18 protein-coding genes are annotated in these 13721 nt (G+C 52.5%); 9 read left to right on the top strand and 9 right to left on the bottom strand.

All coding sequences use genetic code 11. The features are described from left to right. The first annotated feature begins 2 nt into the window (after positions 1–2). Positions 3–1253 (top strand): NADP-dependent isocitrate dehydrogenase, encoded by a 1251-nt coding sequence (gene icd / locus WFL93_RS01540; RefSeq protein WP_007891496.1) that lies wholly within the window; start codon positions 3–5, stop codon positions 1251–1253. Positions 1254–1336: 83 nt separating this feature from the next. Here icd and WFL93_RS01535 read toward each other — a convergent pair whose 3' ends face one another. From WFL93_RS01535 to WFL93_RS01525, 3 genes are all read right to left on the bottom strand, one after another. Then, the gene (locus tag WFL93_RS01535) at positions 1337–2266 is read right to left on the bottom strand and encodes a glycosyltransferase family 2 protein (RefSeq protein WP_007891502.1); all 930 of its coding nucleotides are present in this window, start codon (positions 2264–2266) and stop codon (positions 1337–1339) included. Continuing rightward, entirely contained in the window at positions 2263–2622 is a 360-nt protein-coding gene (locus tag WFL93_RS01530) for a GtrA family protein (RefSeq protein ID WP_336777119.1), read from the bottom strand. The genes WFL93_RS01535 and WFL93_RS01530 overlap by 4 nt, the downstream gene beginning before the upstream one ends. Positions 2623–2801: 179 nt before the next feature. Next, positions 2802–4058 (bottom strand): mechanosensitive ion channel family protein, encoded by a 1257-nt coding sequence (locus tag WFL93_RS01525; protein ID WP_049851124.1) that lies wholly within the window; start codon positions 4056–4058, stop codon positions 2802–2804. Between the two features lie 204 nt (positions 4059–4262). Here WFL93_RS01525 and WFL93_RS01520 point away from each other — a divergent pair, with 204 nt between their 5' ends. Beyond that, positions 4263–4460 (top strand): DUF6404 family protein, encoded by a 198-nt coding sequence (locus WFL93_RS01520; RefSeq protein WP_007891509.1) that lies wholly within the window; start codon positions 4263–4265, stop codon positions 4458–4460. Between the two features lie 54 nt (positions 4461–4514). Here WFL93_RS01520 and WFL93_RS01515 read toward each other — a convergent pair whose 3' ends face one another. After that, positions 4515–4763 carry a CsbD family protein gene (locus tag WFL93_RS01515; RefSeq protein WP_007891510.1) on the bottom strand — a complete coding sequence of 83 codons (249 nt, stop codon included), beginning with the start codon at positions 4761–4763 and terminating at the stop codon, positions 4515–4517. A 182-nt stretch (positions 4764–4945) separates the two neighbouring features. Between WFL93_RS01515 and WFL93_RS01510 the strand changes: the two genes are divergently transcribed. Then, a complete protein-coding gene (locus WFL93_RS01510) occupies positions 4946–5155 on the top strand; it encodes a DUF2767 family protein (protein ID WP_007891512.1) in 210 nt (69 codons plus the stop codon). Positions 5156–5167: 12 nt separating this feature from the next. Here the strand turns inward: WFL93_RS01510 and WFL93_RS01505 are convergent, their stop codons facing one another. Further along, entirely contained in the window at positions 5168–5719 is a 552-nt protein-coding gene (locus tag WFL93_RS01505) for a hypothetical protein (protein WP_336777118.1), read from the bottom strand. 61 nt (positions 5720–5780) lie between these two features. Then, a complete protein-coding gene (locus WFL93_RS01500; RefSeq protein ID WP_049851222.1) occupies positions 5781–6110 on the bottom strand; it encodes a hypothetical protein in 330 nt (109 codons plus the stop codon). Positions 6111–6309: 199 nt separating this feature from the next. Here WFL93_RS01500 and WFL93_RS01495 point away from each other — a divergent pair, with 199 nt between their 5' ends. Further along, entirely contained in the window at positions 6310–6489 is a 180-nt protein-coding gene (locus tag WFL93_RS01495; RefSeq protein WP_007891517.1) for a hypothetical protein, read from the top strand. A 163-nt stretch (positions 6490–6652) separates the two neighbouring features. After that, positions 6653–7036 (top strand): hypothetical protein, encoded by a 384-nt coding sequence (locus tag WFL93_RS01490; RefSeq protein ID WP_180823436.1) that lies wholly within the window; start codon positions 6653–6655, stop codon positions 7034–7036. 1 nt (position 7037) lies between these two features. Here the strand turns inward: WFL93_RS01490 and WFL93_RS01485 are convergent, their stop codons facing one another. Then, on the bottom strand, positions 7038–7700 hold the full coding sequence (locus WFL93_RS01485) for an MBL fold metallo-hydrolase (RefSeq protein WP_007891525.1): 663 nt from the start codon (positions 7698–7700) through the stop codon (positions 7038–7040). Between the two features lie 23 nt (positions 7701–7723). After that, on the bottom strand, positions 7724–8647 hold the full coding sequence (gene ldcA, locus WFL93_RS01480; RefSeq protein ID WP_180823438.1) for a muramoyltetrapeptide carboxypeptidase: 924 nt from the start codon (positions 8645–8647) through the stop codon (positions 7724–7726). A gap of 163 nt (positions 8648–8810) precedes the next feature. Here ldcA and emtA point away from each other — a divergent pair, with 163 nt between their 5' ends. Next, complete coding sequence (gene emtA / locus WFL93_RS01475) at positions 8811–9440, top strand: membrane-bound lytic murein transglycosylase EmtA (protein ID WP_072093393.1); 630 nt, start codon at positions 8811–8813, stop codon at positions 9438–9440. A gap of 78 nt (positions 9441–9518) precedes the next feature. Here the strand turns inward: emtA and WFL93_RS01470 are convergent, their stop codons facing one another. Then, positions 9519–10469: a sugar-binding transcriptional regulator gene (locus tag WFL93_RS01470; RefSeq protein WP_007891536.1), complete on the bottom strand. Its 951-nt coding sequence runs from the start codon at positions 10467–10469 to the stop codon at positions 9519–9521. Between the two features lie 183 nt (positions 10470–10652). On the opposite strand from WFL93_RS01470, the gene WFL93_RS01465 reads away from it, so the two are divergent. From WFL93_RS01465 to WFL93_RS01455, 3 genes are read left to right on the top strand one after another with little or no spacing between them, the layout of a single operon-like run. Beyond that, positions 10653–11594, top strand: a complete 942-nt coding sequence (locus tag WFL93_RS01465; RefSeq protein WP_007891538.1) for a D-ribose ABC transporter substrate-binding protein — start codon at positions 10653–10655, stop codon at positions 11592–11594. A 13-nt stretch (positions 11595–11607) separates the two neighbouring features. Beyond that, positions 11608–12207: a DUF2291 family protein gene (locus tag WFL93_RS01460; RefSeq protein ID WP_336777393.1), complete on the top strand. Its 600-nt coding sequence runs from the start codon at positions 11608–11610 to the stop codon at positions 12205–12207. Continuing rightward, positions 12207–13721 (top strand): sugar ABC transporter ATP-binding protein, encoded by a 1515-nt coding sequence (locus tag WFL93_RS01455; RefSeq protein ID WP_336777392.1) that lies wholly within the window; start codon positions 12207–12209, stop codon positions 13719–13721. The genes WFL93_RS01460 and WFL93_RS01455 overlap by 1 nt, the downstream gene beginning before the upstream one ends.

The following is a 13721-nucleotide window of genomic DNA, read 5'->3' as shown; positions in this document are numbered from 1 at the left end:
TGATGGAAAGCAAAGTAGTTGTTCCGGCGGAAGGTCAAAAAATCACCCTGGATCAGGGAAAACTGAATGTTCCGAATAACCCGATTATTCCTTACATTGAAGGTGACGGTATCGGCGTTGATGTTTCCCCGGTAATGTTGAAAGTGGTTGATGCCGCTGTGAAGAAAGCCTACAACGGCGAGCGAAAAATTTCCTGGATGGAAATTTATACCGGCGAAAAATCTGTAGAACTCTATGGCCAGGATGTCTGGCTGCCGCAAGAAACCCTCGATTTAATCAAAGAATACCGCGTTGCCATCAAAGGCCCGCTGACGACCCCAGTCGGTGGCGGTATTCGCTCCCTGAACGTTGCGCTGCGCCAGGAGCTGGATCTGTACGTCTGTCTGCGTCCGGTTCGCTACTACAAAGGCACGCCAAGCCCGGTTAAGCGTCCAGAAGAGACCGATATGGTGATCTTCCGCGAAAACTCAGAAGATATCTATGCGGGTATCGAGTGGAAAGCGGGCACGCCAGAAGCGGACAAAGTGATCAAGTTCCTGCGTGAAGAGATGGGCGTGAAGAAAATTCGCTTCCCAGAGCAGTGCGGTATCGGCGTTAAGCCATGCTCGGAAGAGGGTACCAAACGTCTGGTGCGCGCAGCGGTTGAGTACACCATCACCAACGATCGTGATTCTCTGACCCTGGTTCACAAAGGCAACATCATGAAGTTCACCGAAGGCTCTTTCAAAGACTGGGGCTACCAGTTAGTGAAAGAAGAGTTCGGCGGCGAACTGATCGATGGCGGCCCGTGGATGAAGTTCAAAAACCCGAACACCGGTAAAGAGATCATCGTTAAAGACGTGATTGCCGATGCCTTCCTGCAGCAGATCCTGCTGCGTCCGGCTGAATACGACGTGATCGCCTGTATGAACCTGAACGGTGACTACATCTCTGATGCCCTGGCGGCACAGGTTGGTGGTATCGGTATCGCACCAGGCGCGAACATCGGTGACGAATGTGCGCTGTTCGAAGCGACGCACGGTACAGCACCGAAGTATGCTGGTCAGGATAAAGTGAACCCAGGTTCAGTGATTCTGTCTGCAGAAATGATGCTGCGTCACCTGGAATGGTTCGAAGCTGCTGACTTAATCGTGAAAGGTGTTGAAGGCGCTATCGCTAACAAGACCGTGACCTACGATTTCGAACGTCTGATGGACGGCGCTAAACTGCTGAAATGTTCAGAGTTTGGTGACGCGATCATCAGCAACATGTAATTTGCCGCTCAGGCAGAAAGCATAACGGGAGCCAATGGCTCCCGTTTTTCATTGGGTTAATATTAAAAATAAAGGCTTTAAGGTTATTTAACATCATGTTTATCATTCGCATCCTTTTTTATATATCGTGGTCTATGTTTTGATTCAATATAAATCCTGCCGATATATTCGCCTAATACTCCGATGCCTATTAGCTGTACACCCCCTAAAAAGAGTATTGAAACTAATATTGAAGGATAACCGGCTACCGCATTCCCCCACACCAACTTATCGATAATCATCCAAATTGCATAAATGAATGATAAGAACGCCACAAAGAAGCCAATATAGCTCCACACTCTTAATGGAAATGTTGAGAAGCTGGTGAAACCCTCAAGTGCCAAATTCCACAGTTTCCATCCGTTAAACTTAGGCTTACCTGCAACACGCTCAGAGCGATTATAAGTGACTATCGCTGCATCGCCTTGAACCCAGCTTAAAATCCCTTTCATGAAGAGATTGTGTTCCTGTAAACGCTTTATATTTTCAACCGTAGCACGGGAAAGTAAACGAAAGTCTCCCACATTTTCCTCTAACTCTGGTGAGCTGATCACATTATGGAGTTTGTAGAACCAGCTGGCGGTTTGGCGTTTAAAAAAGCTGTCACTGCTTCTATCAATGCGTTTAGCCAGAACAATCGGCCATCCTTCCTGCCATTTTTCGATTAGCAAGGGAATGACTTCTATCGGATCCTGCAGGTCTACATCAATCGGGATCACCGCATCGCCGGTTGCATGTTCAAGCCCCGCTAGCAAAGCCGGTTCTTTACCGAAGTTGCGAATAAAGGTAACCGACAAAATTGACTCATCCTTCTCCTTCAACGACTGAATGATGTGTTCTGTTCGATCCGTGCTGCCATCATTAACAAAAACAATCTCAACATTGTAGGAGGAGAGTTTTTCTTTCACAGCTCTATAAAATAGGGGAATGGTATCTTCTTCATTAAATACGGGAACAACGAGGGAAATTTTCATTTGTTCACCCTAAAAACGATAAAGTTTGAATAGATGAAGCCAAATATGAGGTTTATAGCCGAGAAAGTAACAAGCGTAATGAACGGGTTGATATGAGTATGATCGGCCAGCAAGCCAATACCGGCGGCCATAGCCCCCATAAAAGCAACAAACATGACATAACGAAAAGGCGTTATTTGGGTTTTGAACGTCCATTTTGCATTAGCAAAAAATGAAAATGTTACGGCAACGCTGAAAGCAATGAAGTTTGCCAGCCATTGACTAACGTGTTGAGAATATATTAGCGCGAATACCACCCAATGAATCAGCGTGTTGATGATCCCAACTGAAAAAAATCTGGAGAATATTTTTAACATTCTGAAAGTTTGTCCAGGAGGGTTTCGTTGTTACTTAGCGTAGACAACTATGCTACAGATGGAAAATTAATCTGTGGGGGAGAGTCAGCGATTAACACGCCATACATCTGCACGGGGTATTGCCGCGCAACGGGTCAGAAAAAAACGGAAGCCACTGGCTCCCGTTGTTTATCGACAGATTAGTCGACTTGCTGATCATTGGAGGTTGCCTGCTGCGCACGCTCCTGAGAAAGTCGCCAGAAATCGCTGCCGCCGGGATGTTGATACATCCGCAGCGAAAATTGACCGACAATGGCATAGATATATTCGAAAATGGCCGACTGGGAGTTCTCGTAATCCACCCACAGCACTGACGAGGTAAAGCAATAGACCTCCACCGGCAGCCCTTCAGGCGACGGTTTCATCGCGCGCACCACGATATACATATCCTTCTTAATATCGTCCCGCTGCGACAGCCACGCCGTCAGGTATTTACGAAACACGGTCAGATTAGTGATGCCGTTTTCAGCAAACCAGCGTTCGCCCACCGCATTGCTGTCGCGGCCATCCATCAATGCCGAAAGCTGCTCACTGACGCCACGGATCTGGCTCATCTGCTGCACCATGTCATGGTCGAGAAAACGTATCGACATTTGATCAAGATGAAAACTGCGCATAATGCGGCGTGCGCCGGAGGAGAACATCGCCTGCCAGTTGGTGTAGGTTTCGGTGAGGAAATTTTTGGTCGGGATGCGCGACAGCGTATTATCCCAGTTGCGTATGGTGATGGTGTGCAGCGCGATATCGATCACTTCACCGCTGATGCCGTTGTCCGGCATTTCGATCCAGTCACCGAGTTGCAAAACATCGTTCGAAGATACCTGAATATTGGCTACCAGCGACATCAACGTATGCTGGAACACCAACATTAATACCGCAGCCACGGCACCTAAACTGGAGATAATGATCACCGGCGACTTATTCGACATAATCGCTAAAATCATGATCGCCGAAATAATGTGCACCAGAATCTTACCGACCTGAATATAGCCTTTGATTGAATGATTCTTGCGCTTGGCTTTTTTGGAGTAAGAGTTATTAACAATCTCCAGCACTTCGGTAAAGAACAACGATAAATAGACGAAGAACAGAATGCCGCAGATGGTCTTTATCGCTATCAACAGATGCTCGGGCAAATCCGGCATAAACTGCAGCAGATAATAGACGGTAATGACCGGAATAAAGTTGGAGAGTTTCTCCGAAAGTCGCACGTCCTTATCGAGCGGCACCTGATTTTTATGCGTGCTGAAGAACACCTTTCTGACGACTTTAACGATGAAGAATTTGCAGATCAGATGCGCAATCATGCCGGCAAACATCAGTAACAACAGGCTAAATGCGGCAGACAACACCGTATTGCCTTCAATAAAATTTTGGATATTACTTAAATAAGTCATTTCAACCACGTGCCGGACAGTATTGGCGGGAATTCAAACATAAATGCGCGGTCGGCGATATGCGACGCGTGCGCAATATTCAACATCATTGCGGGTTTACAATCCCTTTCACAGAAATTTGAAACTGCTAGCATTTAAACGTTAACAGCCGTGTGTCATAGCGATTAAACCGTTATCTTCAGCGCTTACGATTGAGGAGGTGGTATGCAAGGTGTGATCAAGTTCGTCAAAGGCTGGCTGCTGTTTTCGCTGTTGTGGGGCATTTTCATGTGGTTTGTTTCATGGCAGGCACAAGGCAAAGAGATTGGCATGGTGATCGTGATGAGCTTGTATGCAGGCTTAATTTATCAGGCGCTGATGACCATGGTAGCGCGCTATAAGGCGCGGCGAGCGCAGGTTTGATTATCATCCCACAAAACATGAAGAACGGGGCCAGCGCGGCCCCGTTTTGACGGATTATTTCCGTCCGAGCAGAAAACCGACAATCACACCAATGCTGGCTGCAACAGCCAGACCGGTCGCGGGATTATCGCGTACTGATTTCACCACACAATCCGCTGCATCCTGAACCGCATAGCTGGCCTGAGCCGGATAGCGACGCGCCGCGCCTTTAGCTTGCTGACGGCGTGAACCGGTGAATTCGCCAAATTTTTCCTGGACGGCACCTGCCGCTTCATTCAATTTTGCTTCCGCTTTGTCGCTCATGATAACTCCCTGATAGTGGTGAATGTCTTATTTAGCGTAGTCAGAGAAACTGCAGTCGGCAAATGACGCAGCGGTAAAGGTTGTAACAGCAATTTGCAGTACGCGAAAATTCTGCCCAGACTAAAAAGTGCTCAAGTGTACTTTTCTGCACGCCAAACGCACCCTTTTAAACGGGAGGAATCATGAAACGCGATGTGCTGAATGAAGACGATTATGATGAAGTGTGCCGGGTGATCGGCGATGCCGTAATTGTATTAACCGAGCTAGGGCATGAGACCCGGCGGGAGGAGATCACCACGCTGCTGCAGCGCACTCGCCATCAGCGAGCGCATGATGAGCGGGACGAACAGCGCATGCTGGAGCACGCCATCCGTTTAGTGCGGCCTAATTAGGCATAAAAACGATTACTGTTTTCCCCGATAGGCGGGATACCAGCTGACCAAAAAGTGGCGCAGATGATCAAAACACCATTCTGCATCGTCGGCCTGCTGGCAGTAATAGCGCAAGGTGACCTTCTCGTAGCGTATATGACGCTGATGCAGCGGTGACCAACTCCAATCGAGCACGGCGCGCGCGTAATTGATTAGCGTGCCACTCTGCATGCTGTGCTGTTTTTCCTGGCGGCTGAGGTAGAGCTCAAACGCCTGATCGAGACTTTGTGTCTCTTCACGGCTGGCGCTTGCTAGCGTCGGGCGAAATGCCACATCGATAAAACCACATACCCCGTCTTCACGCTGCTGCCAGTCGCAGGCCAGCGTCATAAACAGACCATCCTGTAAATTCACCTCTTCCAGCAGACGGCGCAAATTTTCTGAATGTTGCCCGGCGGCAATCTCATCAATCCGCGTGGTTTCCAGCGTGAGGTCAAATCCACACGGGTTGACTGAGCCATCTGCATTGGTGCTGGCAGGGAAGGGGAAATCGATATAGCCGTTGTTATCCAGACACTTTTCCATAAAGCCGATCCGTAACGTAAGATAGCCGGAGAATAAACCATCGTGCGTGACAGCGCACGGCTTATGGGCACGTCCAGGTGATCATGGTGTTCTGGTAGGGATTGATCAGGCGGAACTGTTTATCCGACAGGCGTTGCGCGTAGAAACCTTCAGCGGTAATCGCCGAGGGCACATACTGGAAGCGATCGGTAGAGTGCAGCGTGCCGCTTTGGACTTTTACCCCATCGCGGGAGACGGCAAACGCGCTCACCAAATCAAAAATTCGTGCCTGAGTATTGCCCATTGACTGGCCATAAATCGTCGACACGTCGCCCGGACAGTCGACACCTTTGGGTGCCGAACTGCAGCCAGCTAAAACTAAAAGGGTGAGTACAACCGTGATTCGCCACATGAGCACCTGCTTCATTCCCTGGTTTGCCATGGCACGCCAATGCGTACTGATAAGTGGATCATAGCAGGTCTGACGCTGCTTCCCATTTGTCATTTGTATAATCGTTAAGCGGAAGGAATGTAAGGGGGTGACTTTAGTAGCAGATAAACGTTATTCTTGCCAGCGTTGCGCACCAGGTAAGCAAAACAAGGGTAAATGAATGAAAGAAGAAGAAGCGAGTTTAATGATTCTTCAGCATGCGATCGACAAATTAGAAGCCGACAAAAAAAAGCAGATTATGAACTGTGTAGCGGCCATCCAGGAAGTGATGCAGCGTTTTGAAGCTGAAGAGGCTGGGCTGGCATTGATGTTAGTGGCCGCGCAGGTGGCCGCTGAGTGATTCTCACTGCTGGTAATCTGATCACACTGTCCATTTGATAGCATTGCTGCTGCGCGGTTGATACGGCTAGCCGCAGCAGCAATGCCATTAGCGATTAATTTGTGTTAACCTCCGAGCAAGAAAATCCCAACGAAATCATCATGTAACCTCAGCGGAGAATCCAATGAAGGCGATAGTAATGGCCGTTGGCGTGCTGGCTTGTCAGATTGCGCCCGCCTGGAGCGAAACCGAATATCAAATCACCTGTCCCGGCCGTCCCACCATGACGGTATCGCGTGCCGAATATGGCTTAAGCACCTTGATGTGGCCGACGCGCCATTTCCAGATTGCCGCCGGGCAGCAGCGCACCAGCCTGAAAGGGGGAGATAAAGTTGCCATCACCCGTTTTCGTAATGGCGATCAGTTAATCGTCAATAAAAACAACGATGAAACCTTCTTTGTCTATGCCGACAGCAATAAGCTGCTGCCGTGCAGCCGCACGGAAAAGCGCGATGCGCAGATTCTTTCACTGGAACGTTACGACGACAGCGCGCGCCCGAACTCCTGATTCAAATCAATTGCCGCTGGCGCAAATCCAGCGGCGACTGTTCTGCCTCATCAATGGCGGCCAGCCAGCTCTGTAAATTCACCTTCGCCCACGAAAGATGCCCGCGCGTGGTGCTCATCAATACCACATCAGGCCGCAATGAGCGGTAAAGCTCCAGCGACTGCTGCAACTCGCTGGGATTACTCTCTGGCATCAGCACGCTGATCCAGCGATGGTAGTCGCGAGTCAAGGTATCGCCGACAAACAGATAAGTATGGCCGAGCGGAGAGTGATAGAGATAGCTGCTGCTGCCGGGCGTGTGGCCCGGCGTGGGCAATAGGTGAAAATCGCCGAAGTGCGTCTCTTGCTGCGTGAAGGTTTCGTCAGGCTCAATCACTAAGCTAACCGGCCCAAGCGAACGGCTATGGCAGTAGATTGCGCTATTAAAGCGTTGCTGAATGGCTATCGCGCCCGGCGCCGCTTCATGCCAGTGCGTGAAATAGTGGCGGATAACCCCGCCAGCCTCGTCGAGGAATTCGTGGTCGAGCGGATGCTCCACGCGACCAATCAGCAAATTACCGCGCGGATGGCGCAGCATAAAACCGTGCATCATCAAATCGCTTGCCGTCTCTTCGGCGGGGAATTCGGGCGTGGAGATCCACAAGTCGTCGTACAGTGGCTTCATTGTCGGTCTCCTGCGGCAAAACGTTAGCGCAATGTCGGGTGGCCGGTGAAGGCGAACTGTGCTTCTCCATTCTCAATCTGCAACGTGGCGCTGGCACCCAGCGGCAGCGTCACGGTGTCGGCATCGTGACCAAAAGCCAGATCGCTAATTACCGGAATCTGGTACGCATCACGCATGCGCTGCCACACGGTGGCGAAATCAAAACCATTGTCGTAAGCCGACAGCGAGGTACTGGTAAAGCTGCCGGTGATAATCGCTTGCTGACGCGGCAAAATGCCACTCTGCTGCAGCTGAATCAACATACGCTCGATGCGGAACGGGTGCTCGTTGACATCTTCGATCACCAGAATGCCGCCTTCAATTTGCGGCATCCACGGCGTACCAATCAGCGAGCATATCATCGCCAAATTGCCGCCCCATAACGTACCTTGCCAACGGCCCTGATCCGGGCTTTCACTGCGCCAGTTTAGGTTAACTGTAGGTGATGTTAGCGCTTGCCAAAAGTGTGCCTCGGTAAAATCAGATAATGCCTCTGCGCCGAAGTTACCGGCCAGCATCGGCCCACTGAAGGTAACCAGGCCAGTTTGCGCCAGCAGTGCTAGCTGAATGGCGGTGAAATCGCTGTGTCCACATAGCGCCACCGGCTGATTGAGCAATCGACGCTGCAGGCCGATGTAATCGATCTTATCGAGCAACCGTGATGCGCCATAACCGCCGCGTACGGCCAGCACGATATCGGGAAGATGTTCCAGCGTTGCCAACCCATTGATATCATCCAACCGCTCAACATCATCACCAGCAAAACGTTGATAGCGGCGAGTAATCGCTGATTGATTCTGCAGGTGATGGCCTGCGGCCTGTAAACGGCTGACCGCGCGCTGGGCGGCGTCCTGATTGTGGCAATAGCCGGAAGGGGCGATGAGACGTAGCGTGCGGGGAGTAACCATAACTTCCATCCTGCTGTAGAGTAGCCTGCCGATGATGTCGAAATGCGTTATTGAAGTCACGGTAGCATAAGGTTTTTTATCGATTTAGGATAAACGGTAATTTTGCATCGCGCTGCGCCAGGTATGATAGCTTGCGCCAACCCTATTGCGGAACCAAAAATCAGTGAAAATTCGCCTACTTATGCTTTCTGCACTGCTGCTTGCGGGCTGTTCAAGTGAGCCGGAAAAACCGGCTCTGCCCGAGAAGAATACGCCGTTAACCCAGGCTCCGCCGTCGAAAGTGAATGATGCATGGTCAATGTTTACCGAAGATGCCGCCAGTCATTATGGCGTTGATGAGAAGTTAATCAGCGCCATTATTAGTGTCGAATCCGGAGGCAATCCCACCGTAGTGAGCCGCTCCAATGCGGTCGGATTGATGCAAATTAAGGCGTCCACCGCCGGTCGCGAAGTCTATCGCACCCAAGGCCGCCACGGTCAGCCGTCCTCTTCTGAGCTGCGCGATCCGGCGAAGAACATCGATATCGGTGCTGCATATCTGAAAATTCTGCAGGACTCGGCGCTAGCTGGCATTCGCGATCCGCTGACGCTGCGTTATGCCACCATCGTTTCCTACGCCAACGGTGCAGGGGCGTTGTTGCGCACCTTCTCGCGCGACCGCGATCGTGCCATTGCGATGATCAACTCCATGACGCCGGACGAGTTTTACCAGCACGTCCAGAACAAACATCCGGCGGCGCAGGCCCCGCGTTATTTGTGGAAGGTTACCACCGCGTATCGCACCATCGGGTAATGTTGATAAGGTCGCCATTCCTGGCGACCTTATCAACAATCGCACTACCATAGCGACCTGACTAACAACCCCACCTCATCAACCCTCAGCCAATAATCTCGCCGTCGGATAATCGACAATCAACACTTGCACGTAGCCGCCGCGCAACGCGCCGCGAATCGCCTGCGCTTTCTCTTTGCCGCCGGCGAGTGCCACCACTTGCGGACAGCGTTTGACCTGCGCCAGCTCCATACCAATCACCGGATCTTCTGCCGCGCTCAGCACCGGCTGACCATCGGCATCGAAATAGTGCAGACAAATATCACCCACCGCGCCACGTTCGGCCAGCGTGCGCAGCATCTCGCCGTCGTAATAGTTGCCGGAGTTACGTAGCAGGGCGGATGGCTCGAGATCGCCAATGCCGACAATCGCCAGGTCGACCTGATCAAACTTCTCCAGTACCACCGCCACCTCGGGATTAACCGACAAACGCTGGCGATCCTGCACCGAATGCTCAATCGATTGCGATGGCAGCAGCCACGCTGGACAATCCAGCAGCGCCGCCAGATTCTGCGTCAGGATCGTCGCCTGCACGTTGCCATTGGCGCCCACGCCGCCCAGCAGCTGAATCACGCCTTTACAGGGCGCGCTCAGCGGATGCAGGGCATCCACCATGGCGCGAATGGTGCCGCTCCAGGACGAAATGCCAATCAGCTCATCGGCACGCAGACGCGTTTCCAGATAGTGCGCGGCAGCGGAACCGATCGCCTGTTTGATCTGCAAAGCCGATGCCTGATCCGGCACATCCACCACGATCACCTGCGGCAGTTGATACAGCTGCTCAATGGCTTTTTCCAGTTCGGGAAACACGTTGGCGGGCGGTACCACGCTGATCTTCACCACACCTTCTTTTACGCTGCGATTGAGAATGCGCGACACGAAGGATTGCGACAGCTTCAGCAGCTGCGCGATGTCGGATTGCTTCCTGCCTTCCACATAATAGAGCGTGGCGATTTTCACCATCAGCCGCTGTTCATCCTGTTTTGCCATGGTTTTTTCTCTCTCTTAACCTGCCTGGTATTGTTAATCAGCCGCCCATAAATAACAACGCAGAACATTTTGTGATCGTTTTCGCTTTTTGAGGATCGCGCAATGGACGTGCTCAGAAAGGCAGCGCATAGTCATTATGCATATAAAATCGCAATTGAATATATATTCAATCGGAGATAACAAATGAAAGCCTCTGTTCTCAAAGTCTCTCTACTTGCTTCAATCATGATGATATCGGCAGCGTCGCTCGCGGCAGATAAGGGGTTGCTGGCCATTATTACGCCCTCGCACGACAACCCGTTCTTTAAAGCGGAAGCCGACGGCGCGCAGGAAAAAGCCAAAGCGCTGGGCTACACCACGCTGGTGGCATCGCATGATGATGACGTAAACAAGCAGAACCAGCTGATCGAAACCGCCATCGCGCGCAAAGCTAAAGCCATCATCCTTGATAACGCCGGCGCTGATGCCACCGTTGGACCGGTACAGAAAGCGAAAGATGCCGGTATTCCAACCTTCCTCATCGACCGTGAAATCAACAAAACCGGCATCGCCGTGGCACAAATTGTCTCCAACAACTATCAGGGCGCACAGCTCGGTGCGGAGAAGTTCGCCAAGCTGCTGAACGGCAAAGGCGATTATGTGGAGCTGCTGGGGAAAGAGTCTGATACCAATGCGGGCGTGCGTTCGCAGGGTTATCACGATGTGCTGGATGATTATCCCGATCTGAAAATGGTGGCACAGCAGAGTGCCAACTGGAGCCAGACCGAAGCCTTTAGCCGTATGGAAACCATCCTGCAGAAAAACCCAAACATTGTCGGGGTGATCTCCGGTAACGACACCATGGCGCTGGGTGCGGAAGCGGCGTTAAAAGCCGCGGGTAAAACCAATGTCATTATCGTGGGTTTCGACGGCAGTGATTACACCCGTGATTCCATCATCAACAAAGGCAATATCAAAGCCACGGTGCTGCAGCCGGGCTGGGATCAGGCGCAGATGGCGGTTGAACAGGTGGATTATTATCTGAAGAACGGCAAAGCGCAGAAAGAAGAGAAGCAGCTGATGGATTGCGTGCTGATTGATGACAGCAATGCCTCGAAGCTGAAAACCTTCAAGCTGGCGCAATAAGATGGCGGTCGGCATGAAGGGCAAGGTGCTGGTCGCGCTGCTGACGCTGATGTTAGCCGCCTGTACCGTGGTGGATCTGGATGCCAACGGCAATCCCATCATGCCGAAAGATCCTAACGCTAAGCCGGGTTACCGCGATCAGACACCGCAGCAGATCGCCGAATCGAGCTGGGCCAGCCGCGTGCAGCAGCCTGCAGAGAAGCAGGCGCTGAGCTGGGCAGATATGGAAACCAAAAGTCATACCGTCAAAGCGGGCGGCAGCGAAAGCGTGTTTGTGCGCGCATCGGGCACGGTGACGGCGTTTGATACCCGCAACGACCGTGAGCGCAGCCTCACCATGACCATCAACGGCAAGCCGGTGAAGGTGCTGATCGGCCCGGTACTGCGCGGCAATGCCATTCGCGATGCCGCCGGCTTCCGTTTTGAAGAGTTCACCAATCAGGTGCAATACGCGCAACTGACCAAAGCGCTCAATCGCCATGCGGTGAAGCAGCTGCCTGCAGTGGATGCCAGTTGGGTGGGTAAGCCAGTACAGGCGCTACTCGCGGTCAGCATGGGCGCCGGTACGGTGGACGATGTGGTGGCGATTCAGCTGCAGCAGGGGAATCCATGATGAGCGACGAGATTATTCTGCAGGCCAATCAGATGTCGATGCTGTTTCCCGGCACGTTAGCCTTGGATCGCGTGGATTGCCGCGTATGGCGCGGTAAAGTCAACGTCATCATCGGCGAGAACGGGGCGGGTAAATCGACGCTCATGAAGATTCTCGCCGGCGTGCAGCAGCCGACCAGTGGCGAGATGTTCCTTAACGGACAAAAAGTGGCGTTCAGCAGCACGCGTGACGCCGTGCGCCACGGCATCGGCATGGTGCATCAGGAACTTAACCTGTTCGAAAACCTTAGCGTGGCAGAGAACATTTTTCTCGGTCGCGAAATTCAGCACGGCATACGTCCGATCAACGAAGCCGAGCAGAAGCGCCGCACCGCCGCGCTGATGCAGCGTCTCGACCAACCCATTTCACCGGATGAGAAGGTCGGCAACCTCAAAGTCGGCCAGCAGCAGCTGGTGGAGATCGCCAAAGCGCTGGCGGAAGATGCCGACATTTTGATCCTGGATGAACCCACCTCGGCACTGAGCAAAACCGAAGTGGAGATCCTGTTTCGGGTGATTCGTGAACTGACGCGCCAGGGCGTTTCCATCATCTACATCTCGCATCGGCTGGAGGAGCTGATGGCGATTGGCGATGTCATCACCATTCTGCGCGACGGCCGTTTTCAGGCTGAAGCCCAGGTGAGCGATATCGACGTGCCGTGGATCGTGCATGAAATGCTCGGCAGCGATCCGGTTAACACCTTCCTGCCACCGAACCGGCAGTTTGGCGCGCCGGTGCTGGAAGCCGAACACATCACCTGCGTCAGCCCGAACGGCAACACGCTGGTCGATGACGTCAGTTTTCAGGTGCGTTCCGGCGAAATTGTCGGCATTTACGGCTTAATGGGCGCCGGTCGTACCGAGCTGTTTGAGTGCTTGCTCGGCACCCAGCGCAGCTATCTGGGCAAACTGTGGCTTGACAGTAAACCGCTGCCTACGCGGCTTCCCACCGCGGAACGCATTCGCATGGGCATGAGTTTGGTACCGGAAGATCGCAAACGCTCAGGCATTTTTCCTATTTCGTCGGTGGCGAGCAACCTGACCATCGCCAGCCTGTGGCGGCGCTTATCCCATCGTACGGTGATCTCTGAGCAGGCCGAACGCGAGGTGGTGGCCAGCACGGTGGGCAATCTGGCCATCAAAATCTCCTCGCCGGATGTCGCCATCAGCGCGTTAAGCGGCGGCAATCAGCAAAAGGTGGTGATTGGCCGTTCGCTGCTGACTAACCCGCGTTTGCTGCTGCTGGATGAGCCGAGTCGCGGTATCGACGTCGGCGCCAAAGCGGAAGTGTTCCGCATGATGGTGAAGCTGTCGGAGCAGGGGATTGCGGTGGTGTTCTCAACCTCTGACCTGAAAGAAATTATGGCCGTTGCCGACCGCATCATGGTGATGTCCGGCGGCAAATTGACTGCTGACCTGCCGCGCGCTGAAGCGGAAGAGGCGGCGCTGGTTAAAGCAAGCGCACAAGGGTTCTGA

Source organism: Pantoea sp. USHLN256 (assembly GCF_037149875.1).
In the GTDB taxonomy this organism is placed as follows: Bacteria; Pseudomonadota; Gammaproteobacteria; order Enterobacterales; family Enterobacteriaceae; genus Pantoea; species Pantoea nemavictus.
This window is presented reverse-complemented; position numbering and strand designations above follow the sequence as displayed.

Bases quoted from the DNA above. Each gene is read 5' to 3' on its own strand.
- WFL93_RS01500 (WP_049851222.1), bottom strand. From the start codon at position 6,110: ATGTGGCGAATCACGGTTGTACTCACCCTTTTAGTTTTAGCTGGCTGC.
- WFL93_RS01485 (WP_007891525.1), bottom strand. From the start codon at position 7,700: ATGAAGCCACTGTACGACGACTTGTGGATCTCCACGCCCGAATTCCCC.
- WFL93_RS01525 (WP_049851124.1), bottom strand. From the start codon at position 4,058: ATGACTTATTTAAGTAATATCCAAAATTTTATTGAAGGCAATACGGTG.
- WFL93_RS01495 (WP_007891517.1), top strand. From the start codon at position 6,310: ATGAAAGAAGAAGAAGCGAGTTTAATGATTCTTCAGCATGCGATCGAC.
- icd (WP_007891496.1), top strand. From the start codon at position 3: ATGGAAAGCAAAGTAGTTGTTCCGGCGGAAGGTCAAAAAATCACCCTG.
- WFL93_RS01465 (WP_007891538.1), top strand. From the start codon at position 10,653: ATGAAAGCCTCTGTTCTCAAAGTCTCTCTACTTGCTTCAATCATGATG.
- WFL93_RS01535 (WP_007891502.1), bottom strand. From the start codon at position 2,266: ATGAAAATTTCCCTCGTTGTTCCCGTATTTAATGAAGAAGATACCATT.
- WFL93_RS01520 (WP_007891509.1), top strand. From the start codon at position 4,263: ATGCAAGGTGTGATCAAGTTCGTCAAAGGCTGGCTGCTGTTTTCGCTG.
- WFL93_RS01515 (WP_007891510.1), bottom strand. From the start codon at position 4,763: ATGAGCGACAAAGCGGAAGCAAAATTGAATGAAGCGGCAGGTGCCGTC.
- WFL93_RS01455 (WP_336777392.1), top strand. From the start codon at position 12,207: ATGAGCGACGAGATTATTCTGCAGGCCAATCAGATGTCGATGCTGTTT.
- WFL93_RS01470 (WP_007891536.1), bottom strand. From the start codon at position 10,469: ATGGCAAAACAGGATGAACAGCGGCTGATGGTGAAAATCGCCACGCTC.
- WFL93_RS01530 (WP_336777119.1), bottom strand. From the start codon at position 2,622: ATGTTAAAAATATTCTCCAGATTTTTTTCAGTTGGGATCATCAACACG.
- WFL93_RS01490 (WP_180823436.1), top strand. From the start codon at position 6,653: ATGAAGGCGATAGTAATGGCCGTTGGCGTGCTGGCTTGTCAGATTGCG.
- WFL93_RS01460 (WP_336777393.1), top strand. From the start codon at position 11,608: ATGAAGGGCAAGGTGCTGGTCGCGCTGCTGACGCTGATGTTAGCCGCC.
- WFL93_RS01505 (WP_336777118.1), bottom strand. From the start codon at position 5,719: ATGGAAAAGTGTCTGGATAACAACGGCTATATCGATTTCCCCTTCCCT.
- WFL93_RS01510 (WP_007891512.1), top strand. From the start codon at position 4,946: ATGAAACGCGATGTGCTGAATGAAGACGATTATGATGAAGTGTGCCGG.
- ldcA (WP_180823438.1), bottom strand. From the start codon at position 8,647: ATGGTTACTCCCCGCACGCTACGTCTCATCGCCCCTTCCGGCTATTGC.